29 protein-coding genes are annotated in these 26,600 nt (G+C 63.0%); 14 read left to right on the forward strand and 15 right to left on the reverse strand.

All coding sequences use genetic code 11. The features are described from left to right. Positions 1-247 precede the first annotated feature (247 nt). Positions 248-2,470 (forward strand): RNA polymerase recycling motor ATPase HelR, encoded by a 2,223-nt coding sequence (gene helR, locus ACBG85_RS27620; RefSeq protein ID WP_372025578.1) that lies wholly within the window; start codon positions 248-250, stop codon positions 2,468-2,470. Here helR and ACBG85_RS27625 read toward each other — a convergent pair. After that, complete coding sequence (locus ACBG85_RS27625) at positions 2,432-3,193, reverse strand: IclR family transcriptional regulator (RefSeq protein WP_003942865.1); 762 nt, start codon at positions 3,191-3,193, stop codon at positions 2,432-2,434. The genes helR and ACBG85_RS27625 overlap by 39 nt on opposite strands. Positions 3,194-3,262: 69 nt before the next feature. Here ACBG85_RS27625 and ACBG85_RS27630 point away from each other — a divergent pair, with 69 nt between their 5' ends. From ACBG85_RS27630 to ACBG85_RS27650, 5 genes are all read left to right on the forward strand, one after another. Further along, on the forward strand, positions 3,263-4,090 hold the full coding sequence (locus ACBG85_RS27630; RefSeq protein WP_007735684.1) for a 2-keto-4-pentenoate hydratase: 828 nt from the start codon (positions 3,263-3,265) through the stop codon (positions 4,088-4,090). After that, on the forward strand, positions 4,087-5,031 hold the full coding sequence (locus tag ACBG85_RS27635) for an acetaldehyde dehydrogenase (acetylating) (protein ID WP_003943168.1): 945 nt from the start codon (positions 4,087-4,089) through the stop codon (positions 5,029-5,031). Before ACBG85_RS27630 ends, ACBG85_RS27635 begins: the two co-directional genes overlap by 4 nt. Next, entirely contained in the window at positions 5,028-6,056 is a 1,029-nt protein-coding gene (dmpG, locus tag ACBG85_RS27640; RefSeq protein ID WP_372025580.1) for a 4-hydroxy-2-oxovalerate aldolase, read from the forward strand. Before ACBG85_RS27635 ends, dmpG begins: the two co-directional genes overlap by 4 nt. Positions 6,057-6,215: 159 nt before the next feature. After that, the gene (locus ACBG85_RS27645) at positions 6,216-6,932 is read left to right on the forward strand and encodes an NUDIX domain-containing protein (RefSeq protein WP_217018062.1); all 717 of its coding nucleotides are present in this window, start codon (positions 6,216-6,218) and stop codon (positions 6,930-6,932) included. Between the two features lie 19 nt (positions 6,933-6,951). Further along, on the forward strand, positions 6,952-7,404 hold the full coding sequence (locus ACBG85_RS27650; RefSeq protein WP_217018065.1) for a DUF6389 family protein: 453 nt from the start codon (positions 6,952-6,954) through the stop codon (positions 7,402-7,404). Between the two features lie 97 nt (positions 7,405-7,501). Here the strand turns inward: ACBG85_RS27650 and ACBG85_RS27655 are convergent, their stop codons facing one another. Continuing rightward, on the reverse strand, positions 7,502-7,996 hold the full coding sequence (locus ACBG85_RS27655; RefSeq protein WP_217018071.1) for a DinB family protein: 495 nt from the start codon (positions 7,994-7,996) through the stop codon (positions 7,502-7,504). A gap of 133 nt (positions 7,997-8,129) precedes the next feature. Next, the gene (locus ACBG85_RS27660; protein WP_217018072.1) at positions 8,130-8,624 is read right to left on the reverse strand and encodes a hypothetical protein; all 495 of its coding nucleotides are present in this window, start codon (positions 8,622-8,624) and stop codon (positions 8,130-8,132) included. Between the two features lie 108 nt (positions 8,625-8,732). Here ACBG85_RS27660 and ACBG85_RS27665 point away from each other — a divergent pair, with 108 nt between their 5' ends. Then, positions 8,733-9,089 (forward strand): VOC family protein, encoded by a 357-nt coding sequence (locus ACBG85_RS27665; protein ID WP_037130490.1) that lies wholly within the window; start codon positions 8,733-8,735, stop codon positions 9,087-9,089. An 11-nt stretch (positions 9,090-9,100) separates the two neighbouring features. Here ACBG85_RS27665 and ACBG85_RS27670 read toward each other — a convergent pair whose 3' ends face one another. From ACBG85_RS27670 to ACBG85_RS27685, 4 genes are all read right to left on the reverse strand, one after another. Beyond that, positions 9,101-10,135 carry a HEAT repeat domain-containing protein gene (locus ACBG85_RS27670; protein WP_372025582.1) on the reverse strand — a complete coding sequence of 345 codons (1,035 nt, stop codon included), beginning with the start codon at positions 10,133-10,135 and terminating at the stop codon, positions 9,101-9,103. A gap of 13 nt (positions 10,136-10,148) precedes the next feature. Continuing rightward, on the reverse strand, positions 10,149-10,814 hold the full coding sequence (locus tag ACBG85_RS27675; RefSeq protein WP_172827070.1) for a HEAT repeat domain-containing protein: 666 nt from the start codon (positions 10,812-10,814) through the stop codon (positions 10,149-10,151). A gap of 82 nt (positions 10,815-10,896) precedes the next feature. Continuing rightward, on the reverse strand, positions 10,897-11,367 hold the full coding sequence (locus ACBG85_RS27680) for a DUF2269 family protein (protein ID WP_003943264.1): 471 nt from the start codon (positions 11,365-11,367) through the stop codon (positions 10,897-10,899). Positions 11,368-11,401: 34 nt separating this feature from the next. Then, the gene (locus tag ACBG85_RS27685; RefSeq protein ID WP_081558639.1) at positions 11,402-12,076 is read right to left on the reverse strand and encodes a DJ-1/PfpI family protein; all 675 of its coding nucleotides are present in this window, start codon (positions 12,074-12,076) and stop codon (positions 11,402-11,404) included. Between the two features lie 205 nt (positions 12,077-12,281). Between ACBG85_RS27685 and ACBG85_RS27690 the strand changes: the two genes are divergently transcribed. Next, a complete protein-coding gene (locus ACBG85_RS27690) occupies positions 12,282-13,226 on the forward strand; it encodes a GlxA family transcriptional regulator (RefSeq protein WP_372025584.1) in 945 nt (314 codons plus the stop codon). Positions 13,227-13,234: 8 nt separating this feature from the next. On the opposite strand, the gene ACBG85_RS27695 is transcribed toward ACBG85_RS27690, so the two are convergent. Then, positions 13,235-14,350, reverse strand: a complete 1,116-nt coding sequence (locus ACBG85_RS27695; RefSeq protein WP_230691780.1) for an ABC transporter substrate-binding protein — start codon at positions 14,348-14,350, stop codon at positions 13,235-13,237. 99 nt (positions 14,351-14,449) lie between these two features. Continuing rightward, positions 14,450-15,121, reverse strand: a complete 672-nt coding sequence (locus tag ACBG85_RS27700) for a DNA alkylation repair protein (protein ID WP_030537444.1) — start codon at positions 15,119-15,121, stop codon at positions 14,450-14,452. A gap of 146 nt (positions 15,122-15,267) precedes the next feature. Between ACBG85_RS27700 and ACBG85_RS27705 the strand changes: the two genes are divergently transcribed. Both ACBG85_RS27705 and ACBG85_RS27710 read left to right on the forward strand, forming a co-directional pair. Further along, positions 15,268-16,614, forward strand: a complete 1,347-nt coding sequence (locus ACBG85_RS27705) for an APC family permease (RefSeq protein WP_007735660.1) — start codon at positions 15,268-15,270, stop codon at positions 16,612-16,614. Positions 16,615-16,639: 25 nt separating this feature from the next. Further along, on the forward strand, positions 16,640-17,008 hold the full coding sequence (locus ACBG85_RS27710) for a hypothetical protein (RefSeq protein ID WP_007735659.1): 369 nt from the start codon (positions 16,640-16,642) through the stop codon (positions 17,006-17,008). 50 nt (positions 17,009-17,058) lie between these two features. Here the strand turns inward: ACBG85_RS27710 and ACBG85_RS27715 are convergent, their stop codons facing one another. Next, positions 17,059-17,763 (reverse strand): SDR family oxidoreductase, encoded by a 705-nt coding sequence (locus tag ACBG85_RS27715; protein WP_042448150.1) that lies wholly within the window; start codon positions 17,761-17,763, stop codon positions 17,059-17,061. Between the two features lie 108 nt (positions 17,764-17,871). Beyond that, positions 17,872-19,206 (reverse strand): aminotransferase class I/II-fold pyridoxal phosphate-dependent enzyme, encoded by a 1,335-nt coding sequence (locus tag ACBG85_RS27720; RefSeq protein WP_231915169.1) that lies wholly within the window; start codon positions 19,204-19,206, stop codon positions 17,872-17,874. A gap of 79 nt (positions 19,207-19,285) precedes the next feature. On the opposite strand from ACBG85_RS27720, the gene ACBG85_RS27725 reads away from it, so the two are divergent. Then, positions 19,286-19,912 (forward strand): FMN-binding negative transcriptional regulator, encoded by a 627-nt coding sequence (locus tag ACBG85_RS27725; protein WP_047889521.1) that lies wholly within the window; start codon positions 19,286-19,288, stop codon positions 19,910-19,912. A gap of 39 nt (positions 19,913-19,951) precedes the next feature. Here the strand turns inward: ACBG85_RS27725 and ACBG85_RS27730 are convergent, their stop codons facing one another. Then, the gene (locus ACBG85_RS27730; RefSeq protein WP_007735622.1) at positions 19,952-20,848 is read right to left on the reverse strand and encodes an SDR family oxidoreductase; all 897 of its coding nucleotides are present in this window, start codon (positions 20,846-20,848) and stop codon (positions 19,952-19,954) included. 283 nt (positions 20,849-21,131) lie between these two features. On the opposite strand from ACBG85_RS27730, the gene ACBG85_RS27735 reads away from it, so the two are divergent. Then, entirely contained in the window at positions 21,132-22,097 is a 966-nt protein-coding gene (locus ACBG85_RS27735; protein WP_064074403.1) for a hypothetical protein, read from the forward strand. Between the two features lie 94 nt (positions 22,098-22,191). Here the strand turns inward: ACBG85_RS27735 and ACBG85_RS27740 are convergent, their stop codons facing one another. Continuing rightward, on the reverse strand, positions 22,192-22,800 hold the full coding sequence (locus tag ACBG85_RS27740) for a TetR/AcrR family transcriptional regulator (RefSeq protein ID WP_007735618.1): 609 nt from the start codon (positions 22,798-22,800) through the stop codon (positions 22,192-22,194). A 77-nt stretch (positions 22,801-22,877) separates the two neighbouring features. On the opposite strand from ACBG85_RS27740, the gene ACBG85_RS27745 reads away from it, so the two are divergent. Continuing rightward, on the forward strand, positions 22,878-23,561 hold the full coding sequence (locus ACBG85_RS27745) for an SDR family oxidoreductase (protein WP_007735616.1): 684 nt from the start codon (positions 22,878-22,880) through the stop codon (positions 23,559-23,561). A 25-nt stretch (positions 23,562-23,586) separates the two neighbouring features. Here the strand turns inward: ACBG85_RS27745 and ACBG85_RS27750 are convergent, their stop codons facing one another. Then, the gene (locus tag ACBG85_RS27750; protein WP_372025588.1) at positions 23,587-23,991 is read right to left on the reverse strand and encodes a DUF4259 domain-containing protein; all 405 of its coding nucleotides are present in this window, start codon (positions 23,989-23,991) and stop codon (positions 23,587-23,589) included. A 109-nt stretch (positions 23,992-24,100) separates the two neighbouring features. Further along, the gene (locus ACBG85_RS27755; protein WP_064074402.1) at positions 24,101-25,186 is read right to left on the reverse strand and encodes a sorbosone dehydrogenase family protein; all 1,086 of its coding nucleotides are present in this window, start codon (positions 25,184-25,186) and stop codon (positions 24,101-24,103) included. 178 nt (positions 25,187-25,364) lie between these two features. Here ACBG85_RS27755 and ACBG85_RS27760 point away from each other — a divergent pair, with 178 nt between their 5' ends. Beyond that, complete coding sequence (locus tag ACBG85_RS27760) at positions 25,365-26,573, forward strand: MFS transporter (RefSeq protein ID WP_372025590.1); 1,209 nt, start codon at positions 25,365-25,367, stop codon at positions 26,571-26,573. Positions 26,574-26,600: the final 27 nt, after the last annotated feature.

The raw sequence follows: 26,600 nt of genomic DNA on the forward strand, positions 1-26,600 counted from the left end.
GGTCACTGGATTTGTACCCGTGGCACTCGGGGTCCAAACATCGACCAGGCTGGGAGTCGTGCATCAGGCTGGGGGGTCGCGAGGGGATCTGTGGGAAAAAGCCGAGGGAGGATCGACACTCCCTTCCACTATCAATGTATATCGCACCGGGGGCCTTGCGGCAAGGCCCGGGTAGTGCCGCAGAATGGCTCTTCCGATCCCGCACGACCCACTACGGGATCGGAACAGCCAGCGGAAGTGAGGGCACGTGCCAACCCAGGGATACGAAGAAGAACTGCGATCCGAGCGGAACTATGTGGAGGCGCTCTACGCACGCCTCGATGCGGAGCGCGCCCGAGTCAAGGGCAGGTACAGCACCGCTCTGCGCGGAAACGGCGAAGCACTCATGGAACGCGATGCAGAGGTGCGCGCGCTCGCCAAAGAGGTGAAGAGGCTGGACGTAGCCGACAACGGCCTGTGCTTCGGCCGGTTGGACTCGCTGTCGGGTGAGACTTCGTACATCGGCCGAATCGGCCTTCTCGATGCGGACAACGACTACGAACCGGTGCTGCTCGATTGGCGGGCGCCGGCGTCTCGCCCGTTCTACGTTGCCACCGCTGCAAACCCGGAGAACATGCGTCGACGCCGTCAGTTCCACACACGCAGTCGACACGTGGTCGATTTCACCGACGAGGTACTCGGGCGCCCTGACGGCGCAGAACACAACACCCACAGCGATTCCGCCTTGCTCGCAGCAGTCAATGCACCCCGCGGTGAGGGAATGCGGGACATCGTGGCCACGATCCAGGCCGAGCAGGACGACATCGTCCGACTCGAACACCCCGGGGTGCTGGTGATCGAAGGTGGCCCCGGTACCGGGAAAACCGTCGTCGCCTTGCACCGCGTCGCCTACCTGCTCTACACGCAGCGAGAGCGAATGGAACGTCACGGCGTTCTCGTGGTCGGGCCGAACCCGGCGTTCCTGAACCACATCGGCCGCGTACTGCCCTCACTGGGCGAGTCCGACGTGGTGTTCATGGCCACCGGTGATCTCGTTCCCGGTCTACGCGTCACCGCCGAGGACACTCCGGAGGCCGCTGGGCTCAAAGGCTCGCTGAAGATCCTGGACGTTCTCGGCGCAGCGATTGCCGATCACCAACGATTGCCCGAGAACCCACTGTTGATCGAATTGGCGGACGTCACAGTGCGAATCGACGCCGAAACTGCGGAATGGGCCCGAGAAGAAGCTCGTTCGAGCGGACTCCCCCACAACGACGCTCGCACTGTGTTCACCGAAATCGTCACCTGGGCACTGACCGAGCGGGCGATAGCGCGGATCGGCAAGGGATGGTTGACACGCAGTGACCGTGAAGCCTGGGAACAAGTGCGCGCAGATCTGACCGCAGAGTTGGCGGAGAATGACGCGTTTGCCGCCGCACTCGACGCACTCTGGCCGATCCTGACACCGAAAGAGCTACTGACACAGCTGTTTACTTCGCCGGAACGCCTACGCAAGGCAGGCGCAGACGAGACACTGTTGCGCCGAGAGGGCGATGCCTGGACGGTATCCGACGTTCCGCTTCTCGACGAATTGGTGGACATGCTCGGCCGGGACAAGCCCGTCGACCAGAGTGCCGAACGTGAACGCCGCGACGAGGCTGCGTATGCAGCGGGCGTGCTGGACATGATGATCAGTCGTGAAGACTTGATGGACGACGAGGATCATCTCCTCGCCCAGGACATGCTGTACGCCGAGGACCTGGCGGATCGTTTCGTCGAACGCGATACCCGGGAGCTCGCCGAACGCGCTGCTGCTGACCGAGACTGGACGTACAGGCATATCGTGGTCGACGAGGCACAAGAGCTGTCCGAGATGGACTGGCGAGTCCTGATGCGCCGCTGCCCGGACCGGTCTTTCACGGTGGTAGGTGATCTCGCGCAACGACGTTCACCCGCAGGTGCTCGCTCGTGGGCGACGATGATGGAGCCGTACGTCCCCGGCCGCTGGATCTACCGATCCCTGTCGGTGAACTATCGCACCCCCGCCGAGATCATGAGCGTCGCCGCCGCCTTGCTCGCCGAGTTCGCGCCAGACGTCCAGCCACCCGAGTCCGTCCGCGCCTGCGGGGTCCAACCGTGGTCCAAGCGAATCTCCGCCGACGAACTAGCCTCCGCCATCGACGAATTCAATCAGGACGAGGCCGGACGCGAGGGTACGAGCGTCGTCATCGGACCTGCGAGTGTGCCCGGCGCTGTGCCGGTTTCGGAAACGAAGGGCCTCGAGTTCGATGCCGTGCTCGTCGTGGAACCGGAGCGAATCATCGCCGACGGCCCACGCGGTGCGTCTGAACTCTATGTCGCCCTCACCCGCGCGACCCAACGTCTCGGCGTCTTACACGAGGGGCCATTGCCGCACGCATTGACCGGGCTCGTCCGGGTCGGGACGGCCAGATCACCGCAATCGTTCGCGGCGAGCGATCGTGCTGTGTAGGCCTTCGGCAGCAGCGCGCACGTAGGACACCTGGCTCTCGGGGACGAAGCGACTGGTGGGACCGGTGACACTGATGGCCGCGACGGGTTTGTCATTGGTTCCGAATACCGGCGCCGCAACGCACGCGAGACCCGGCGCTGATTCCTCGCGCTCGAACGCAATACCGGTCTCGACCACTCGGTTCAATTGAGTATTGAGAATGCCGGGCGCAACAATTGTGTGCGGGGTTCGGCGCGTCATCGGTTCCGACAACACTTCGCGGCGAAATTCGTTGTCGGAGAATGCAAGGAGCGCCTTTCCGATTGCGGTGCAATACAGCGGTATCCGGCCGCCGGTCCGAGACGGGGAGTTGGCTTGTCGATGGCCGCCGATCTTCGCGACGTATACGACGTCGTGGCCGTCACGGACCCCCAGGTGGACTGTCTCGTGGGTCCGCTCGTACAGGTCCTGGAGGAACGGCATCGCCATCTCCAGGAGGCTACGTTCGAGAGAGGCGAGCATGCCGAGTTCGAAGAGGCCGCCGCTGAGCCGGTAGCCACCGTCGATACGGTCGAGTAGCCGGTTCGCGACCAGTTCGTTGGCCAGGCGGTGCACCGTCGCCTTGTGCAGGCCCGTCCGCTGGACCAGGGTGGCCAGAGGCAACACGTGGTCGTCGGCCCGGAAGGCGCGCAGGATCGTCACCGCCTTGCCGAGCACGGTGTCGAGGTTTGCGCTGCCAGTCACCTCCCCAGCGTATCGCTGAGTGAGACAGTTCCCTGGCGCAATCTCGGTGCCGCGGCGAAAGTAGTGGCCATGAGCCAGCCCACGAATACCAGTACAGCTAGCGAGACCGACATCGCAGCTGCTGCGGACCGCCTCGCAGCCGCCATCGCGAGCGGCACTCCCTGCGCGCCCGTGCGCGATCTGATCGGCGCCGACGACCTCGTCGCCGCCTATGCCGTCCAGCGCCGCGTCGACGAAATCCGTCGGCAGGCGGGGGCCGTGGTCGTAGGCCGCAAGATCGGCCTGACCTCGGTGGCAGTCCAGCAGCAGCTCGGTGTCGACCAGCCCGACCTCGGCGTGCTGTACGCCGACATGGAGTTCCCCGCCGGCGGCGCCATCCCCATGAGCCGTTTGATCCAGCCCAAGGTCGAAGCGGAAGTTGCCTTCGTGCTCGGTGCCGACCTCGTGGACGGACCGCTGGACAGTGCGCAGGTGCGCGGTGCGATCGACTACGCCGTCGCCGCGATCGAGATCTGCGACAGCCGCATCGAGTCGTGGGACATCAAGTTCGGTGACACCGTCGCTGACAATGCGTCCTCGGGCGTGTACGTCCTGGGAACCGAACGACGCACCCTCGACGAGGTGGAACCCGCCGGCGTCGTCATGTCGATGTCCGTCGACGGCACCGAGGTGTCCACCGGCGTCGGAACCGCCTGCCTGGGCGATCCGATCGAAGCCGTCGTCTGGCTCGCCCGCACTGCACGTGAGTTGGGGCAGCCGCTGACCGCAGGGCAGGTGATCCTGTCCGGCGCTCTCGGCCCCATGGCACCGGTCACCGCAGGCAACGTAGTCACCGTGACCGTCTCCGGGCTCGGTTCCGTCACCACCAGTTTCTCCAGCGAAGAGGACAACGCATGAGCAAGGTCAAGGTCGCGATCATCGGATCGGGCAACATCGGCACGGATCTGATGATCAAGGTGCTGCGCAACTCCGACTACCTGGAGATGGGCGCGATGGTCGGTATCGACCCCGCGTCCGACGGCCTCGCTCGCGCGGCGCGTCTGAACGTGCCGATCACGGCAGAAGGCGTCGAAGGCCTTGTCGGTCTGCCGAACTTCGACGAGATCGAGATCGTCTTCGACGCCACCTCGGCAAAGGCTCACGTGGCCAACAACGCGCGGCTAGCTCCCCTCGGCAAGCGCATGATCGACCTGACGCCTGCCGCGATCGGACCGTACGTCGTACCGGCTGTCAACGCGGACGAGCACTTGGACGCACCCAACGTCAACATGGTGACGTGTGGCGGCCAGGCCACCATCCCGATGGTTGCCGCTGTTTCTCGGGTCGTCCCGGTGGCGTACGCGGAGATCGTCGCATCCATCGCCTCCAAGTCGGCCGGTCCCGGAACGCGCGCCAACATCGACGAGTTCACCGAGACCACGTCCGAGGCGATCGTGGCAGTCGGCGGCGCTCGTCGCGGCAAGGCCATCATCATCCTCAACCCCGCTGAGCCGCCGCTCATCATGCGCGACACGGTCTTCTGCCTCGTCGACGCACCGGACCCGGCTGTTCACGACGAGATCCGTCAGTCGATCGAGAAGATGGTCGGCGACGTGTCCGCGTATGTCCCCGGCTACCGGCTCAAGCAGGAAGTCCAGATCACCGAGATCCCGGCCGACCAGCCCGTCGAGACGTTGCTCGTCGACGGCAATCGCCCCACCCACCAGGTGTCGGTGTTCCTCGAGGTCGAGGGCGCGGCACACTACCTGCCTGCGTACGCCGGCAATCTCGACATCATGACGTCCGCCGGAATGCAGATCGCGGAGCGCATCGCCCAGCAGAAGGAAGCAACCAAGTGAGCAACCGCAAGATCTTCGTCCAGGACGTCACCCTTCGTGACGGCATGCACGCTGTCCGCCACCGCATTTCGCCCACCGACGTCAAGCGGATCGTCACAGCTCTCGACGCTGCCGGCGTCGACGCGATCGAAGTAGCACACGGTGACGGCCTCGCCGGCGGCTCGCTCAACTACGGCCCCGGCTCGAACACCGACTGGGAATGGATCGAAGCAGCGGCCGAGGTACTCGAGCACGCTCGTCTCACCACGCTGCTACTTCCGGGTGTCGGCACGATCAGTGAACTCAAGCATGCCTACGACCTCGGTGTGCGCTCGGTTCGCGTTGCCACGCACTGCACCGAGGCCGACGTCTCCGCGCAGCACATCGAAACCGCCCGCGAGATCGGCATGGACGTCTCGGGCTTCCTGATGATGAGCCACATGGCGCCTGCCGAGGAACTGGCCAAGCAGGCCAAGTTGATGGAATCGTATGGCGCGCACTGCGTCTACGTCACCGACTCGGGTGGACGTCTGGTGATGAACGACGTCGCGGATCGTGTTCGTGCATACCGCGACATCCTCGACGAGTGCACCGAAATCGGTATCCACGCCCATGAGAATCTCTCACTCTCGGTTGCCAATTCCGTTGTCGCAGTGCAGAACGGCGTTACCCGCGTCGATGCTTCGCTTGCCGGTCACGGCGCCGGTGCCGGCAACTGCCCCCTCGAGGCCTTCATCGCCGTCGCCAACATCGAGGAGTGGGAGCACGGCTGCGACCTGTTCGCCCTGCAGGATGCCGCCGACGACATCGTCCGACCGCTGCAGGACCGGCCGGTCCGCGTCGATCGCGAAACCCTCACTCTCGGCTACGCCGGCGTGTACTCGAGCTTCCTGCGCCACGCCGAAGCTGCGTCGGAGCGCTACGGAATCGACGTTCGCACACTGCTGCTCGAAGCTGGACGCCGCCGTCTGGTGGGTGGTCAGGAGGACATGATCGTCGACATCGCGCTCACCCTCGCAGCGCAGGCGACAAAGGAAGCAGTCTGACGCGCTGCCGAGTTCGCTGACACCCGAGTCCCGCTCCCGTCTCCGGACGGGGGCGGGACTTCTCAGTTGGACTGAGAGTTTCCGCCGCGACGCCGCTCAACTCTGAAGCTGTTGTTGCCCAATAACGGCGAGGTGCCGATCTTCGCTACGGTGGATGACATGACCGAACCTGACAGCGACAGGCAGATACACCCGTCTGCAACGGCGGGTTGTGCCGGCGTCGACATTCCGGACAGCCGGGGTCGCACCGGCCTCGACCGAACAGGTCTCGGGCTGCACGGTAATCCGAACGTCGAGGTCGAACGAGTCGAGGTCACCTCAGACGGTTGGCATGTGTTGCGTCGCAGCACCTTCACGTACCGGCGACGGGACGGCACTGTCGAGACACAGCAACGAGAAACCTACGACCGTGGGAACGGCGCGACGATCTTGCTGTACGACCCCGAACGGCGCACCGTCCTGTTGACGAAGCAATTCCGCTTTCCCGCCTACGTCAACGCACACCCCGACGGAATGTTGATCGAGACCGCAGCCGGTTTGCTCGATGCCGACACGCCGGAAGTAGCCATTCGGCGAGAGACGAGCGAAGAGCTCGGCGTCGCGATCGGTGAGGTGCAGCATCTGTTCGATCTGTACATGAGCCCCGGATCCGTCACCGAGAGAGTGCATTTCTACGCCGGCCGATACAGCCCGGCGGACAGAACCGGCAGTGGTGGCGGGGTGCCAGACGAAGGCGAGGACATCGAAGTCCTGGAGTTGCCGTTCGACACGGCACTCGGCATGATCTCCGGCGGAGAAATCGTCGACGGTAAGACGGTCATTCTTCTTCAATGGGCGGCCATGTCGGGGGCACTGACTTCGAAGTCGATTGCCTGAATTTCTATATCCTGTGCCGATGGAACCTGCTGAGTACAGCGACGCGCTGAGGTCTGTCCTCGATACCGTGTCGGCGGTAGTGAGCGATCGACTGGCTGCGATTCACCACGCGGCAACCCCGCGCACCGAAGGGATCGTCATCGATGTCTCGGTCGATCAGGACGGCGAGGGAACATTCGGCGTCTGGGCACGATTCGAGGGTCCAGACGCATTCAGCCTGAATCAGAAAATCGGTTATGAGAGAGAGCTATTCGGCGTGATCTGGGGCGAGGAAGGCTGGGAACCGCCGGTTCCGCATCGACCGCGAAAGTGGTCACGTGTGGAACTCGAGAAAGTTGTCGTCGGTGTCGTGGCCAAATGGATCGACGGGCTCATTCCCTCGGCCGCCACCGGACTAGCTTGGGAAGTAACGACTCCCGACGGAACTGTCGACGCTGTACCAGTGGGCGGTCGTGGACATCTGCCTCGATGAAGCGCGGAAGCTGTGGGCGGGATGGAAGACCTCACCGCCACGGTTGTCGTCCAGGATCTGCCACTTGTACCGACGGATTCTATCCACTGTTGCGATGTCACCGGCCGGTCGCACCGTCGATCAGTTCGCGGAGGATGTCAGCGTGCCCGGCATGGCGCCCGGTCTCTTCGATCATGTGCACGAGCGCCCAGCGGACACTGGGAGCGGGTCGTTTCGCCCCCGGTCGCGGGATGGGCGCGGCAAGATCTGTGCATCCGTCGAGAACTGCGTTGGCACGCTCGACCGTCTCGCGATAGCGACTGACGACACCGTCCACGCTGTCTTCCGATGACGGCTGAAACGTCGCTTTCCAATCCGTCACGTTTTCTGCGAGAAACATCGATCGTTCGACAAAGGTCAAGTGAGTGACCAGCCCGAGCAAGGTTGTCCCAGACGGAACAATTGTGGTGCGCACCTGAGGTTCCGGAGCACCCTCGACCTTGGCAGCGATCGAATCACGCAAGTAGTCGAGAAACGCGCGTAGCGTATCGACCTCGCTGTTTCCGGACCGGGGCGGTGGGGCATCACGGCGGTGGCGACGCGACGTTGCCATAGTGGTTCTCCTTACTCGGTGAAGAACGACATAGAGGCTTCATTCCTGGGTGGGCAGAACCGATCCTTCCGAATTCACTCCGATCCCGCATCAAATTTTGCCGTTGCGGCAAAGGCAGGCTTCATCGCCGGTATCACCGCGCCGAATGCAGGTCGTGCACAAGTTGGGGCCTCCGCAACTTGCCGACCTCGAAAGGCCACCGCCGCAGCGGGTAGGCGAGACGAGCCACGAAGTAGTTGGCGTACTCGGCGACGCCGAAAGCCCACACCGCCACGACGCCCACGGCCGCGCCGGAGTGATCTGGTAGCCAGATGACAACGCCGAGAAGAGCTATCGCCAACAAGAGAACATCGAGGACCCGAAACACGCGGTAGAGCGCTGCGAGGCGGACCGGCATCGGTGCCTGCTCGACCCAGCCTCGCGCAAGCAGCCAGTAGACACCTGCTTGTACGAGTATCACAAGCAGTGGGGCCAGCGCCGACCACAACGCAGCGGAGTCTTTCGGGCATTCGAGCCGAGGCATCACGACGCCGACAGCCACAGCGGCAAATACGGCCGCGGCCGCCAGTTCGCCGAGGCCGAGGCTCAGGTACCTGCGTCGCAAACTCTTTCGCCGTTGATCTACCACGCAAGAAACCCTATCCGCCGATCACTCCGCAGCGGGTGCGCAGCAGCTGCAGGGCTTTGCCTAAGATCGATCGAAAGGCAGTCACGTGTAAAGAGGTTGTGGTGTGTGATGGTGCGATTGGCCATGGTTACGTTCGATGCAACGGATGCCCGATCACTTGCCACCTGGTGGTCGGAGCGATTCGGCGAGGCGAGTACCGATGGTGACGAAGATTTCCTGACGGTGACGGCCCCGGACCTCCCACTCACTCTCGGTTTCCAACGGATCGATCAGGCTCGCAGCCAAAGGAATACGGTTCACCTCGACTTCGACCTCGAACCGCAGGATCCTCCGCGGGACGAGGTCGTCGCGACGTTTGTCGCGGCAGGAGCAGCCCACATCGAGCGCCATGAGTCGGGCGGATCAATTTGGGACGTGTTGGCGGATCCGGCGGGAAACCTTTTCTGCGTGGGTGATCCGCACTAGCTGCGCCGTTGTCAGTCCCCGATACGCGGTCGTTCGCGTCGGCGTGGTCCACGGTCCCGCATCGCGAGGATCGCCGCTGCCGTGGACGCGACCGTCTTGTCGTCGTCGCGTGTCAGCCGGGCGAGCGCTTCCCGGGCCGCCGCGCCGGGAATCTCAGCGAGTGCCTGCGTGATTCGCAACCTCGTCGGGGCGTCGTCAGTGCCGTCGAGTCTTGCCTGCCCGGCATCGACGACCTCACCGCTTGTCGGTGAGTGCTCCGCGAGAAGACCGAGCACCTCTCCGGCCTCGACGTCGCGTCGCCCGTCGGCGACCATCTCGAGGAGAGCGGGCATCGAGACGGCCTCTCCGCGAGATCCGAGGGTGAGAGCGGCATCAGCGCGGACTATCGCGTCCGAATCATCGAGAGCTCGCTTCAGCGCCCGAGTTGCTTCCTCGGTGTGGATCCCGGAGATGGCCGACGTCGCGCGGCGTCGAACCTCGACGTCCTCCGATTCGAGCCCCTTCGTGAGACCTGCAAGGCCCGCACCTTCGGTCCTCGCCAACGCCCACTGCAACGCTCCGGCCACGTTGGCATCCTTCTCCGACAGGATGGCCTCGACGAGTGCGTCGACGGGCAACGCCGCATTCAGCTCCTGCGACAGGATCGCTTGCTGACGATGGGCAGCGAACTCGGATTCGAGTGCACGCAACAGTGAGACCATGCGTAGGACGTCGTCCCACTCCGAAGGGGCGCTGGCATCGACCCTTTCGAGTTTGGTCAGCAATTCCTCCTCCGCCGCGATCCGTTGCCGAGTGTGTTGCATGAGTTCACCCACCAAATCGGCCGGCGCGAAGTCGGGTTCGTCCAGTGCACGCTTGGCCTCGTTCAACGAGAGCCCCAACGTCCTCAAGCTCTCGACGTGGAAGAGTCGACGGATGTCGTCGGCGGAGTACTCCCGGTAACCGCTGGACGTGCGGCCCGTCGGCTTCACCAGTCCCAAGGTGTCGTAGTGACGCAGCATCCGCGTGCTGACACCACAACGCCGCGAGACCTCGCCGATCAACATCCGTCTCCCCTTCCTACGCGTCCGGGCCGATTGCCGCGACGCGCTTCGCCAACTCGTGAGAGAGTGCGAACCCACCGTCGGGGTCGTGCCAGAGTTGCTTTGTAGCATCAGCATGCGCCCGGACACGCGGATTCGGGCTCATACCGGCCGCGTCGAGCACCGGTAGTACAGCCTCGCCGAGTCCTGTCAGAGCTCGACTGAGACTGAGCTGCATCTGCAGTTCACCCCGCCCGAGTTCGGTCGCCAGATCCGCTGCGAGTGCACCCTCGACTCCTGCCGGCACGAGTGCCACTGCGGCGCGCCACGCACTGCGCGCGACCTCGTCGTCCTGGTCGTGCACCAGCGCAGAGACCTCGGGCCACGCGATCGGATCGCCGATCTTGGACAAGGTGTGGAGCGCCTGACTGCGGGCTTGCGAACCATCGGACCCGAGCTCACGGATCAGCCTCGGCACAGTAATTTCGGCCGGCAAGCGGCACAATGCCCAGGTCAGCATGTCGCGGACGAAGAAGTCCGGCTCGACGGCGCACCGATCGATCAGGGCATCCGTCAGCTCAGGGTCCGGGCGCGTGCCGACAGCGAGCGCGGCGCGCAGCCGAACCGAGGGATCAGCCGCGGCCAATGCGTCGACGAGGTGAGCATTCTGTCCACCATGGTTGGTTGTGTTCACGACAACCACCTCCTTCGTCGACCATTGGAGTCCTTGTCACTGTGTCAAGGTCAAGCGTCGCTGTCTCCGACACGGGAAATATCGCCTCGGATCACACGCCGGTTGTCGATCCTGGCCGAAAGATCATCAGCACGACGACAACGACCCAGAGCAGATTGAAGATCCCCGTCGCTGTGCCCAGTCGACGGGTGAGCCGCGTTGCGACATCCACAACGGACCCGGTTCCTTCGATCGCCGCCATTGTCAGCCGTTGGGCGGGAAGCACGACCGCGGTGAGTATCACGGCGGCAACGACGGTGAGTGCGATCGAGGTGAGGATCCACAGGTCACCGAGCACTCCGAGATTGACGGCGGTGGCGACACCGAGCATCGGAACGACAACGCCGATCGTGGCATACACCCGAACGATGCGATGCAGCATGCCCGTCGTCGCAACACTGGCGCTGTCCGGATCGGCGAGCGCGGCGCGGCTCGCCACCGGGAACATACTCGCCGCCACCGCGACGGGGCCGATGGCAAGAATGGCCGCAATCACGTGGAGGGACAGCAGGATTCCGGTCATGGGATTTCTCGCGTTTCGGTACGCACAAGCGTATTCACGCAGCGTCCGGGGCGAAGGTGATTACAGGCTCGGCGCCATTGGCCGACCACACCGTTCCACGACGCTCGTAGTCGAAGAGCGCTTCGACCTCGAGACTTATCCGGGGCCCGAGGCATCGTTCCAACAGGTACAGGCCAAGGTCGAGACCGGATGTCACACCGCCGGCGGTGATCAGGTCACCGTCGTCGACGATTCGCGCCTGGATCGGAATAACGCCGCCGGCCGCCAGTGCGTCCACGGCAAGATGGTGCGTCACGGCGCGGCGCCCTTCGAGAAGCCCCGCCATCGCCAGCGCCAAAGATCCTCCACAGACGGTCGCAACAAGAACACCAGGATCGTCAAGTGCACGCCGCATCATGACAGGCAGTTCGGTTTCCGTTGTGGCCGCGAGTCTTTCCGGCAAACTGGTGCCCGGCTGGTCCGCATCGGGTTCAAAGAGACCCGATGCTCCGGGAACGATAATCAGATCCGCGTGTTCGACATCGAGGGTTGCAGTGGCGGTCATAGCGAGTTCACCACTTCCACTCAGGACGGTCCGAGGCCCCTCCGCACTGACGAGTTCGACACTCAACGCCCCACCGCTGGCGAGACCCCCGGCGTAGAGCACCTCGTACGGACCCACGACATCCATGGGATCGAATCCGTCGAACAACACGATCTGCGCGTGCACTGCAACCTCCGATTTTGTGCGACGCGCTCCTGTGCGCGTCGCTGTTCCTACGACAGTAGGAGGAAGTTGACCCCTGCGGCGACGGCTGAAAGCCAACCTTCGACGGCTTTCAGCCAACCTCACATATTCTGTGAAATACCAGTTGAGAGGATATTTCACGACACGAGATCACAGAATCTCGCGCCACATACGCTACGTTTCAGACATGCATGACGTTGCAGTTCTCGCGTTGCCCGGAGTGGTGCCGATGGACCTGGCAGCACCCCTCGAAGTCTTCGGACGATGCAGGCTTCCCTCAGGCGCACCGGCCTACCGGACCGCCGTGTGCGCGCTCACCGAGGAGGTGGAGACCGGAACGTTCACGATGCGCGTACCGCACGGACTGTCACGTCTCGCCCAGGCCAGCACGATCATCATCCCGGGCACCGCCGATCTCGATGTGCCGATCGACGCCGAGATCATCGACGCCCTCAGATCAGCCGCAGATCGCGGCACACGCATCGCATCACTGTGCGTCGGCGCATTCACGCTCGCCGACACCGGCTTGCTCGACGGACTTCGCGCGACGACGCACTGGGCGGCCGCCGCAGAGTTGGCGCGTCGGCACCCGGCTGTCGACGTCGATGCTGCCGTTCTCTACGTCGACAACGGGCACATCTTGACTTCGGCGGGCGCTGCGGCCGCACTCGACCTCTGTCTGTATATGGTGCGTCAGGACTACGGGTCTGCCGTCGCCGCCGACACGGCACGTCTGAGCGTGATGCCGCTCGAACGTGCCGGAGGGCAAGCACAATTCATCGTCCACGAGCCTCCCGTACCCAGCGGGACAACCCTTCGTCCACTGCTGAACTGGATGGAAGAGAATCTCGGGGAGCAGCTCGACATCACGACAATCGCGGCCAAGGCAACGATGAGCACCCGCACGCTCAACCGCCGCTTCCAGGAACAGATCGGTACAACGCCGTTGCAGTGGCTCCATCACGCGCGGCTCCGCCAAGCGCAATTTCTGCTCGAGACTACCGACCACTCGTTCGAACGTGTTGCGGGACAAGTCGGATTCAATGCCGTCACCACGTTCCGCGAACGCTTCCGAGACCTGGTCGGCACCAGCCCACAGCGGTACCGGACACAGTTTCGAACTTCCCGCTAGCGGGCCGGTCAGCCCTTGACGTTGCCGGCAGCGGTGTTCAGAACTGTGGCGACGTCGTCGAGGATGTACGGGATGGTCAGGACCGTCAGTCCGCCGAACGCGAAGTTCTTGTCGACGCTGAAGTCCTTGGTGGATGCCGTACGCCCATCGACGATCACCGGCTGAGCTGCCACCAGTGGCTCGGCGAGGAACGCGTTCAGAGAGTCCTTGTCGTAGGCCACCACGAACAGCACGTCAGACGCAATCAGCGGCGCCTGCTCGGTGCTCAGCTCGAAGTACACGGCCTCGGGATCCTTGGCGGGATCGGCCTGCTGGATCGTCGGCTCGTTCTTCAGACCCAGCTGCTCGAGGAACTCGACACGCACGTCGGCGTTCTTACTCACCGCGAAGGTGCTCGGACTGTTCGGGAGTCCGATGGTGACGGTCTTACCTTGCAACGCAGGGTTCTTCGCAGCCGTCGCGCTGATCGCGGCGTTGGTCTTGTCGATGAGCGTGCCGGCCTCGGCCTGTTTACCCAGCGCCTGACCAGCGATGGTCACCTGGTCCTGCCACGACGCGGTCCACGGCTCGTCCTGGAAGGAAACCACCGGCGCGATCTTCGACAGTGCGTCGAATTCCTGCTGAGTGAGCCCGGAGTACGGGGCGAAGATGAGATCTGGTTCAGCCTTGGCGAACTGCTCGACAGGTGCTTCGCCCGTTCCGTCACCCGACAACAAGATCGGCTGCTCGCCACCGAGTTTGTCGAGTGCCTCGGCGTCCCACTTCAGAATGCCCTGCGCGTCGGCCCCGTACTGAGGTCCGGAGAAAGTGGGCATCGCGACCGGGACGACACCGAGCGCCAGGAGGGCGTCCTGATTGGACCATCCCCAGGTTGCGACCCGCCTGGGCTCCTCCTTGATCTCGGCCGTGCCGAGGGCCGACGTGATCGTCACCGGGAACGCGGCGTCGACTGCGGATGAAGTCCGGGTGCTGTCTTTGTCGTCGGTGCTGTCTTTGTCGCCGTTGCTGCTGCAGGCCGCCATTCCGGCCGCCAGCCCGCACGCCGCCACGACGGCTACCATCCGGCGGACACGGCTGCCACCACTTCGTCGCTCTGACAGCCCTCGTCCCAAAATTCTCGCCACGCCAGGACCTCCCGGTCGATCGACCTGCTCAGACACCCCGAGCGGGTGACGGCGCCTAACGTAGCACGAAGGTAACCCTATCCTCAGTTGTCGTGCGCTCTACTTTGCCCTCTGTCGTCGCACCATCTCCGCGATCCAGATGGGCGCAAACGGCGAGGTGCAGTTCGGTGGAGTCGGGTAATCCTCGAGCACCCGCAGTCGCTCACCGATCTCGATTGCCCGGGCGCGGTACTCGGCATGTTCGATCCCGATCTGAGCCAGGCAGTGATTCATCGCCCATTGCAGGCGGTCAGGAGCATCCTTCATCTCCGCCTCGATGACGTCGAGTAGCCCTGAAAGGTCAAGTCCCTCGGGCTTCTTCGCGACACGTTCGGTGGTCAGAGCCCACCCGGCGCTAGCGACCACAGGATCAGGGTCAGCGGTCCAGGCCACCCGCAACTCCTCGGCATGCGGGTTCTTCTTCACCACGTAATTGACGAGCCAGTCCTGCACCTTCGGAGTGCGGGCCTCTCGCAACATGACATCCAACTCGTCACGCTCGAACGCCTTCGGGCGGCAGATCAAAAGGGCCAACAATCGCGCCGCGGTATCGCCCGTCGCCCAAAGCTGTTGTGCGAGTTCCTGCTGAGTCTTCAATCGCTTCGCAACAGCGCGCAGTTTTGTGAGGTTCACACCGTGATCGTCACCGTGCTTCTCGTTCACCGCACGCGCCTTCGGATCTTCGAGAGCAGCCAACTCGTCCATCACCGCGGCAACCGTCGTTTCGGCCACTTCGTCCTCCAGTCACTACTTCTGCGATTCCCCTACAAGCAAAGCACGGGAAGGCGGGCGACCTACGTTTGAAACCTCGGCCAATGGGTACATGACTGCTCCTGAGGTGGCGGCACGTCACCATGAAGACAGGATGAACCTTGCACATGCGACGCGCCGCGAGGGCCGAGAACGTGGACGAAACCGCACGCCGCGACGAAGGCGGCGGTACGAACACTCTGACCCGGGCGATAACCGGCCCACTCCTTTTCGTGTTCATCCTCGGAGATGTTCTGGGCGCCGGTATCTACGCGTTGGTGGGCGTCATCGCCGGTGAAGTTGGTGGAGCCGTCTGGGTACCACTGCTCGTAGCGCTCGTCATGGCATTGCTGACAGCAACGTCGTATGCCGAACTGGTCACCAAATATCCGCGAGCGGGCGGCGCAGCCGTCTTCGCCCAACGGGCGTATCGGAAACCACTGATCTCGTTCCTTGTCGGCTTCTCGATGCTGGCGGCCGGCGTAACCAGTGCGGCGGGACTCGCCCTCGCATTCTCGGGCGACTATCTCAAAGCCTTCATCGACGTCCCAACCGTTCCAGCGGCGCTCGTCTTCCTGCTCCTGGTGGGACTTCTCAATGCCAGAGGCATCAAGGAGTCGATGCGCGCCAACGTCGTCATGACAGTCGTGGAGGTCACCGGGCTCGTCCTCGTTGTCGTCCTCGCTTGCATAGTTCTCGGGCGCGGCGACGGAACCCTGAGCCGCGTCGTGGAGTTCGACGACAGCCGATCGCCTGCACTCGCGGTGCTGGCTGCGGCGCTCCTCGCGTACTACTCTTTTGTCGGCTTCGAAACGTCCGCGAACGTCGCCGAAGAAGTGAAGAACGTGAGCAAGGTCTACCCACGCGCACTGTTCGGAGCATTACTGACAGCCGGCGCCGCCTATGTCCTTGTCGGCCTGGCTGTCTCGGTGGTCCTGCCCGCCGACGAACTTGCCGCATCCTCCGGGCCACTGCTGGAAGTTGTGTCAGCTGCCGACGTCGGCGTTCCGCCTCGCCTGTTCAGCCTGATCGCGTTGGTCGCCGTCGCCAACGGCGCACTGCTGACAATGATCATGGCGAGCAGGCTGACATACGGGATGGCATCGGAAGGCTTGCTCCCGAGCGTCTTCGCTCGGGTACTGCCGCAGCGACGGACCCCCTGGGTGGCGATTATCGCGACCACCGCCGTCGCCATGGCTCTCTGCGTCACCGGATCGCTGTCAGCCCTGGCGGAGACGGTGGTACTCCTGCTGCTTTTCGTATTCATCAGCACCAACATCGCCGTCCTGGTTCTGCGCCGTGACGCAGTGCAACACAAACACTTCCGAACGCCGATCATCTTCCCGATCCTCGCTCTCGGTACGTGCGTTGCGTTGCTCACCCAGCAGAGCGCTGCGACGTGGTTACGCGCATCATTACTCTTGGCCGTCGGAGTAGTGCTGTACGCCCTCTCCCACCGCCGATCCACGAAGTGAGGTGCGATGTACAGGAGCCGGTGTGATGACCGACAGTTCTGACGCGTCAGATGTAATTCAGCGTCGAGAGCGAAAGATCAACAGGCGAACCCTGACGTACGGCGTGTCAGTCGTTCTGGCTACCGCGGTTTTGGTTATCGCGATCGTGTGGTTGGGCTCCCGGCGGGGCGAATGCTTCGGTACCGACACCTTGCTGTGCTCACAGAAGGATCGCCGACTGGCGGTCTTCGTCCCGAGCCTGATGTTGCTGCTCGGGACCGTGGGCGCGTTCTTGCGAGCCTCCCTGCGATTGCACCGCCTGCGGCGCCTCTACATTCGGCCGTACATGGCGTGGGCCTTGGCGGGCCTCACCCTGACGTATCTGACCGGAGCTTACTTCTTGATCGGGGTTTAGATTCTCTGAATACGTCTGTTCAGCAACCAGATTGAGTCGACAGCCGCAAATCAGAATCGCGGATCGTCGATCGCAGTGAGGACTACTTCCCGCACTGACGTCGAAGACGACAAACTCGAGATCGAGCGCACCGTATCCACAACGTCATGTACCGGGACCAGAGATCCCTCTCCCCTGGCGGCAGCGACGTCTCGGGGCACGTCGAGTCCGTCTTCTGTATTGAGATATCCGAGATGAAGGACAGTCACTGCGAGTCTGTCCTTCCGGTAGCCCTCTCTCAACGCGTCGGCAATGCCGTTGATCGCGAACTTCGATGCACCGAACGCAACCTCCGGCCTACCGCTTCGCGGGAGTCCCGAGGTGGACCCGGTCAAGATGATCCGAGGTCGAGGACGGCCGATCATTCTCGGGATCAGGCGCTTGAGCAGGAGAATTGTGGCCGTGATGTTGGCGTTGATCATTTCGAGCATTTCGACATCGGATTGATCTGTGAACGCATAATCGGAAGTGAAGGCATCCCCTTCCCAAATTCCGACGTTGCAGATCAGGGTATCTACACCACCGACAAGCTCCTGATCGATCGAATTCGCTGCCGTAACAGGATCGGTCAGGTCGGCTTCGATCCACTCGGAGACGTCGAACCCGTCAGGACGCCGACGCGATATGCCGAGAACTTCGTCGCCATCGCTCCTCAGACCCTCGATCAAAGCACGACCAAGACCTCGGCTCGCACCGACAACAACCGCCCTCGCCACAATTACACCCTTCGTCGTCGCTCGAACCGATCCTATCGATCCAGCCGTCGCCGGTAGTTTCGTCGAGAAGCGAGAGACTCAGATTCGCACCGTAGTGCAGCTGGACAACTACGGGCTCGCCAATATTTCAGCCAGGGCACTGGCGAACTCGCGTGCTTGGTCAGAGGTGATGGTGGAGGCGGTCACACGAAGTGCCCGGTGGCACTGACCCGGCGTCGCCGAGAACTGACTTCCGTCCCGCACGAGCCAGCCAGACTCGGCGAGTCGCTCGACAATCGGTTCGGAATCCCGATCCAGCGGAACCCAGACATTGAGTCCGTCGAAAGTGTCAGGAACCTCGATATCATGTTCTGACAGTGCAGATTTCAGAAGGGTTCGGCGGCGCTCGTAGACAGCGCGAGCATTGGCGAGGCCGTCGATCACCGTCGGATCACTCAGCAGTTCAGCACTCAAGCGCTGCTGCAGGTGACTGACCCAGTTGGCGCCCGACCGGAGATGAGTGCTCAGCCGAATGCCGGTGTCGAGGTCCGAGGCGACCACTGCCACGCGCAGGTCGGGCCCGAGAAATTTCGACACGGAACGAACAAGCGCCCACCGCGTCGTGCTCATCGGAGCGAGCCGACAGTACCGATTGCTGGACACGGCAGAGAAGTGATCGTCCTCGATTACCAGAACGTGAGGGAACTCGGCCAGGATGCTTCCGAGAATCGCCGCTCGGTCGGCGCTCATGCTGACCCCGGTGGGGTTGTGCGCACGAGGGGTGCAAATAATCGCGCGCACACCACTTTCGAGAGCACGCAGCAGCCCTTGCGGGGTAATACCCGAAGTGTCGATGTCCATCGGTACCGCTCGGAAGCTGTTGGCTTTGAGCGTTCCGATGCTCGCCAGGAAGCACGGATCCTCGATCGCGACGGCGTCACCTCGGGTCAAATGAGCGGTCAACAGTCGCTCGACCGCGTCAACGGCACCGTTGGTGATGGTGATCGAACACGGCCTTGGAACCTCGTCCTCGATCGAGGAACGTGCCCAGGAATCGAGTAGAGGCTCGGTGGCTGCGGCGCCGTACAACCGGGGCGTGTAAGTGGTCCGGTCCAACGAGGCTCTGAGATCAGGCAGCAATGCCGGATCAGGATTTCCGCTGGCGAGATCCACGCTGCCAGGAAGAGCGATACCGCCTTCTCCTTCCAGGGACGGTATGGCTCGCACGAAGCTGCCGCGCCGGCCCTGTGTCTCCACAACTCCCGCCGCCACGAGCAAGCGATAGGCTCCGGCAACTGTGTTCCGGTGAACCTCGAGATCGTCGGCCAAGGCCCGTATGGGCGGCAACGCATCCCCTGGAGCCAGTACCCCAGCACTGATGAGATTGCGGATGCCCTCGGAAATCTCGCCCGCTGTCCCGCGGACGACATAGAGCCTCACCTGGTCCGCCACAGTGCTGGTCACAGGCTCACTCTATTAGCACATGACAAAACCTCCACGCTGTGACACATTGTCACATGACAAAAAATCTGCGAGGAGACACATGATACTGCCCGGACAATTCCGCCTCTCGGACGACGCGGTCGCCGACTCTCTCCGCGCCGGTGGATTCGGACACCTGGTCACACCGGGCCCCGAGACCCTCGAAGTCACGTCGATGCCACTGCTGTACAACGCCGAAGGAAACGTGTTGGAGGGGCATCTCGCCCGGACGAATCCGCATTGGCGATACACCGGGACATCGGAGTCTCTGGTGATCCTCCCCGGCGCCGACGCCTACGTGAGCCCCGAGTTCTACCCGAGCAAGAGCGTCCACGGGAAGGTTGTCCCGACGTGGAACTACGAAGTTCTCTACGTCTACGGCCAACTGGTTGCGCACGACGACGAGCAGTGGCTGCGTGCTCATGTCACCGCACTGACAGCTCGACATGAATCCGGCCGTGAGAACGAATGGAAGGTCACCGACGCGCCGCCGCAGTTCGTCGATGCGCAGCTGCGAGGGATTGTGGGGATCGAACTGCACGTGGCCCGTGTCTACGGAAAAGCGAAGTTGAACCAAAACCGTTCCCCCGCTGATCGCTCCGGCGTCATCCGGGGTCTGGAGAAGGGCTCATTCTCCGAACGAGAGACCGCCGCAGCGATGGTCGCCGCCGGCCTCGACAACGGTTGACCGTTACGCCGTCGTCGTACGCCTTGTCTAGTCGCACATTCAGGTGAGCGGTTTTCCACCCGTCACGCCGATGACTTCCCCAGTGGTGTAACTGGATTCGCCAGAGGCGAGAAATACATAGGCGGGAGCAAGCTCGGCCGGCTGACCTGCGCGCCCGAGCGGAACGTCGTCCCCGAACGTCTCGAACTTCTCCTTGGGCATCGTCGCCGGAATCAGTGGCGTCCAAATCGGTCCAGGTGCAACGGCATTGACCCTGATTCCCTTCCGTGCGACATCGGCGGCCAGCCCCTTGGTGAAGTCGATGATGCCCGCCTTTGTCGTGGCGTAATCGAGCAGCTCGGGCGACGGGGACGCACCTTGGATGGACGAGGTATTCACGATCGTCGATCCGGGCTCCATCTGCGCGATCGCTGCTTTGGAGAGCCAGAATAGTGCGTAGAGGTTGGTTTTCATCACACGGTCGAATTGTTCGGTGGTGATATCGGCGATGCCGCCCATCTGCACCATCTGAAACGCGGCGTTGTTCACCAAGATGTCCAGTCCGCCGAGTTCACGCACCGCGGTTTCGACCAAAGCAGAACAGTGTTCCTCGCTTCGGAGATCTCCCGGCACCGAGACGGCTTTGCGACCTGCCTCCTCGACCCAGCGAGCGGTTTCCCGAGCGTCCTGTTCTTCCTCGTCGAGATAACTCAGGACAACGTCCGCGCCTTCTCTGGCAAATGCAATCGCGACCGCACGTCCGATGCCCGAATCTGCTCCGGTGACAATCGCACGCCTTCCTTCGAGTCGACCGCTTCCTCGATAGGTGTTTTCACCGTGGTCGGGAGGAGAAATCATGTCTGCGGTGAGACCGGGGTGTGCGATCTCCGCCTGCCGCTCACGCACAGGAGCGGGGAACCGCGTGGTCGGGTCCTGCATTGCGTACTGGTCCGGCATATCGATACTCCTCAGGTGACGCAGTTTCTCGTGGGCTTCTGGATGGATGCACTGCACATGCCTCCTTCCCACCGAATAGAAATCGAAACCTCGGGGTGGCCGGGATCTCACTCGTCCTGGCGCCGACGATCTCGGTGCGTCGACCCCACTTGTTCGTTGTGGTTACTACGCGGTAGGTCGGGGTAGCCCGCGTAGCGGCGGTGGCTCCGCGACCCGCGGAGCACTCGTCGAGCAGAAGCTGAACATCACGTAAAGCACGCACCGACGAAGGGACGACCCCGATATGAGCAACTCCGAAACCACGTCCGCCTTGATCACCCAGTTACGCATCCTCCTCGGTCTGACGCACACCGAGATCCAGGTCGCCGAAACGCGCGTCGCACAGGCCAGAACCGAGGCTGTTCGACGCGAATTGACGGAAAACGCAGAGAACGGCCGTGAAAGGGCGAGTTCCATAGAGTCCACTGTTCGCGATCTGGGGGGCGTGCCGGAATTGGTCGGTCCGTTCCTCGGACGCGCGACAGCCGGAGTGAAAGCGATGGTCGAACAGGCTCAGCCCTTCGACGAAGCGGTATTGGGAGACCTTGCGCTCGAACATCAACTCCTCGACCGCTCCCGCTACCTCAAGGCCCTGGCCACTGCCGGCGGCGATCAGACCGTCGCGGCGTTGGCCGACCGCCTCATCACTGCACACTCCGCGACCGTGGACTGGCTCACGACTGTCTTGGCCGAAGAGGCACTCGGTGGACCGGCAGCTTTGCGCCGCACACCGATGCAAGCTGCCACCGGCGCGGCGATACGGCTGGTCAACGTTCCGGTCTCCTGGTCGACCCGCAGTCTCGACCGTGCCATCGACGCTGTTCGCACCTCACCGCCGGTACTGGGTGAGCTGATCAGCTGGGGCGCATATGCCGGTGACGTGACTGTGAAAACACTCTCGGCCAGTAGGGATGCGGCCATCGCCACGGCTGAGAAGGTCACTCGCCGAGAAGGTGCTGACGGTGCCGCCGACGTCTTCCGTTCGGTACGGAAGTCGAGTGGGCTACTCGACCCCACTGAACTTCCCATCGAAGACTTCGACGAACTCAACGTCACCCAAGCCGTCTCCGCCGTGAAGGAACTGACCGACGCCGCACAGGTGCGGGACATCGTTGCGTACGAGGAAGCGCACAAGAACCGACACGGCGTCGTATCCGCTGCCCAGGCAAGACTCGCAGCGATCGCCCAGGAAGTCGTCGGAATCAACTAGAGCGTTCAATCGACATATCGAGAGTCCGACTCTCGGAACCGCGAGCACTGGACCTCGTGAAAACGGGATTCGCGGCCAGGGGCACCCGAGACCGTCAAGAAGATGACAGCGGCTCTCGAAGCCCTCTGATCAGTTCGACGCGCGCGGAATCGAGAATTTCCTCGGAGAGCGGGGAACCCTTGGTAGCTCGCGAAAGAACCAGTGCACCGAGCATGGTGGAGAGCCGGAGGAGACCGACAGCTTCGTCGTCGGCAAGAGCTGCGGCAAAATCCCCCACTCCCTCCGTGTAAACCCGACGGGCCTCGCTGTCTGCAGGCTCGCGCGCCATGTCGGCGGCGAGCGCAGCAGCGGGGCATCCGTCTGCCGGGTTGTCGCGATGCGCCACCGAGAGATAGGTATCGATCAAAGCTTTTCGGGCGGAGTCACGTTGCCCTGCATGCTCTTCGAGTCCCGCAGAGTGCAGCTGAGCCAGTTCCTTGAAGGCGTGGGTGGTCGCTTCGTCGATGAGAGCGTCCTTGGACGCGAACTGCTTGTAGAAGCCACCGTGGGTCAGCCCCGACGCCTTCATCAGGTCGGCGACGCTGAGGTGAGTGCCCTTCTCTCGGAACAGTCGGGCTGCGGTTTCCACGACGCGCCGACGGTTCTCTTCCGCTTGTTGCTGCGATACGCGGCCCATCACAACGCCTTCCAGTTTGGATTTCACTTGACATCTATCCTAGCCGACACTTAGATTTGATTCATAATCTAAATGTCACGAGCAATCACAACACTGGGAGAATCATGGACCTGAACAAGACGGTTGCGGTCGTCACAGGAGCCAATCGCGGGCTCGGACGCCATCTGGCTGCGGGACTCGTCGAGCGCGGCGCAAAGGTGTACGCGGCTGCGCGCAATCCGGAAACTGTCGATCTACCCGGCGTCATCCCCCTGAGGTTGGACGTGACGGACGCCGAATCGATAACCGCCGCCGCGCAAATCGCATCGGATGTGACCTTGCTGGTCAACAACGCAGGTATCTCTACCTCGGCGCCCTTGATCGGGGGCGACATCGATGACATTCGACGAGAGATGGACGTCAACTTCTACGGCCCGCTCGCCGTGACCCGGGCGTTTGCTCCCGTCATCGAAAACAACGACGGCGGAACAATACTCAACGTTCTGTCGGTGCTGTCCTGGTTCCATCCAGCCGCGCTCGGGTCTTACGCGTCGTCGAAAGCAGCGGCCTGGGCGATGACCGACGCCGTTCGAGAAGAACTTGCGCCGCGCAAAATCTCCGTATCGGCACTGCATGTCGCATACATGGATACCGACATGGCCGCTGGCGTACCCGCCGAACAGAAGATCGATCCTGCCGACGTCGCCGCGCAAGCACTGGACGGTATCGAAAGCGGGCTCGCCGAGATCCTCGCTGACGACACCACCCGGTACGTCAAGGGGAGTCTGTCCTCGTCGAACTCCGAGTAAGCAAGGGACTGCAGACGAGTGACGCTTACCCCACCGTTTTGAGGCTGGCCAATCTGCTCAGGATCGGCGCCCGCCAAGCTGCGAGGTCTTCCGGACCGTTCTCTTCCCACAACTCGTACAACTCCGAAGTGTCACTGTCGGAAACGGCACGCTCGAGTGCGGCGAGGACCCAACTCTTCGGCTCCGGGCTCAAGGTGCTGACGTCCCCGGCGGCGTCAATTCCATCCAGCTGCACAGGCTTCGGCGCAACGCCGTGCGCAACCGCAAGAATCTCGGCGACGGCGATTGCTGTTTGAGCATCATCGGCATCGAGATAACCGCCATCGGGGTGGCTAGCGTAATCGTCGATGTCGTAGTCACCCGCCTGTACTGCGCTGAGCAGGTCGCCCGCTACGTCGTTGTCGAAAGGTCCTGAACCCCAAGTCCCCATGCTGTCTCTCCGATCCGTACCCGGCGCACCTGTCGTAAAGATATTAGTGAATCACAGGCTTCGGCCAGGACCCTCGGGCTGGAAGTACTGCGTTCGCCGGAAATCGACATCAGCGCAACGGCACGCGAAGGATGCGGTCATCACCGCGGTTGGGGTCGCCGCGTCCGTCGGTGTTGTTCGTCAGTATCCACAGCGACCCGTCCGGTGCGACTACAACGTCACGGAGGCGCCCGTATTCGTCGACGAACTGCTCGTCGGCGGTCGCGGGGTCAGCCAACGGCACCGTGCGGAGTCGCTCACCACGAAGATTGGCGATGTAGATCGTGCCGTCGTGGATGGCGATTCCGCTGGGGCTGGCGTCGTCAGGTGACCATTGTTGGAGCGGGTCGATGAATCCGTCTTCACCCACAATCCCTTCGACCTCGGGCCACCCGTAGTTTCCGCCTGCTTCGATCCGGTTGAGTTCGTCCCAGGTGTCCTGCCCGAACTCGCTGGCGTACATCGTGCCGTCCTCGGTCCAGGCAATGCCCTGGGAGTTGCGGTGGCCGTAGCTGTAGACAAACGAGTTCGGAAATGGATTATCTAGCGGCACATCGCCATCCGGAGTCATTCGAAGGATTTTCCCGGACATCGAGTCGAGGTCCTGAGCTCTGTCTCGACTACCGGCATCACCGACGGTCACGTACAGCATCCCGTCCGGGCCGAACGCGATGCGACCACCGTTGTGGTAGTTGGCCGAAGCGAGCCCGTCGAGAATCGTCTCGGCCGGCCCGAGCGCGAATTCCCCCGGAGCACCGATGATGTCGAAGCGTTCGATCCTGTTCTCCCCGTTCGCGGTGAAGTACGCGTACAGGCGGTTTTCACGTGCTGCGATCCCTAGTAAACCACCCTCACCTCTGGGGCTGACGCCGTCGACGACTCCCACCTCGCGGCTGTTTCCGCCGGCGTCGAGTTCGAGGATTCGCGCGCTGTCGCGCTCACTGACAAGTGGTGTATCGCCGTGGAATGCCATCGACCAGGGCGCGTCCAAGCCGTCGGCGACGGTCTCGGGTTCACCGAAGGCCGCGGCGGGCGCCGATCGTGTTGTCGTGCTTGCCTGCGGACCGGGCCCTTCAGGATCCTCGCTACCGCAGGCAGTCAGGAAGGCCGAAAGGAGCACTGCGGCGCCAAGCCCTCGGATCTGTCGTCGTGTCATGGGCGCGCCTCCCGGGTTCAGGCAGTCTTTGCGCCGACGGTAGCGCGCAATCGGCCACACCGGGAGTCCCTTCGAGTACCCCCAACAACCGGGACTCCCTCGCAGGCGACAGGCGTGATGCCCTGGACGGGTGCGCCACGGCATGCGCGTCGTCAACAGAAAGAGAACTGACCACCTCATGATTTCCGCCCCGACCGTCGAAGAAACCGGCCGCCTGCCGCTCGTGATCTACGTGCTGGCCGTCGGAGTTTTCTTGATGGGTACAACCGAATTCGTCGTCGCCGGCATTCTTCCCGAGATCGCGGGTGACCTCGGTACGTCGATCGCGAACGTCGGCCTGATGATCACCGTCTTCGCGATCGGAATGATCGTCGGCACGCCGGCGATGGCGATCTTGACACTCAGGGTTCCCCGACGCGTGACCTTGAGCTCGGCCCTGATTGTTTTCGCGATCGGACACGTCATCGTCGCGCTCTCGTCCAACTTCGGACTCATTCTCGGCGCCCGCTTCCTCACAGCCGTGGCGACGGGCGCCTTCTGGGCAGTCGCTGCAGTGGTCGGAGCAAAAGCGGCAGGCCCGGCGTCTTCCTCGCGCGCGCTCGGCATCGTCTTGGGCGGAGGCATGCTCGCGAACGTCATCGGTGTTCCGCTCGGCGCTCTGGCCGGTCAGACCATCGGGTGGCGTGGTCCTTTCTGGGCCCTCGCCGCCCTCGCACTCGCCGCCGCGGCCGTCGTCCACCGATTGGTACCCGCCGACACCGAATCCGGTGCGGTGCCGTCCTGGCGAGCGGAGATCGCGAGCCTACGGGACGGACGCATCTGGCTCGTTCTGTCCGGTTGCGCCGTCGTGTGCGGGTCGTCGCTGGCGGCGTACAGCTTCATCTCTCCGCTGTTGACCGAGAACACGGGACTTGCTGCGTCGGCAGTGCCGCTAGTGCTTGTCGGCTACGGACTCGGTGCGTTCGTCGGCTCCAATCTCGGCGGTCGACTCGGTGCGAAGCATCAGTACGGGGTCTTGTTCGTCTCGGCAGCGATGACGTTTCTCGTGCTCGGGGCGCTCTGCCTCTTCTCGCACAACGTGATCGTGACGGTGTTTCTCGTAGTCATGCTGGGACTATTCGGCATGTCGACCAATCCCATCCTGATCGGGATGGCTGTGCGTTATGCCGATCAGGCGCCGACGATGGCTTCTGCTCTCAGCACCTCGTCATTCAATCTGGGCACGGCGGTCGGCTCCTGGATCGCCGGGTTTGCGTTCGCCTCGAGTCTCGGTGCCACTGGGCCGGTGTTGGTAGGCACCGGCGTTGCCGCTCTCTACTTTCTGCCGCTGATGATCCTGTTGCGCAAGGAACGCACGAAGCGCACCGCCGTCGAAGTCGTCAACTGACGACCCGATCAACCGTCGCGCAGTTCG

Source organism: Rhodococcus sp. NyZ502 (genome assembly GCF_041464245.1).
In the GTDB taxonomy this organism is placed as follows: domain Bacteria; phylum Actinomycetota; class Actinomycetes; order Mycobacteriales; family Mycobacteriaceae; genus Rhodococcus_F; species Rhodococcus_F qingshengii.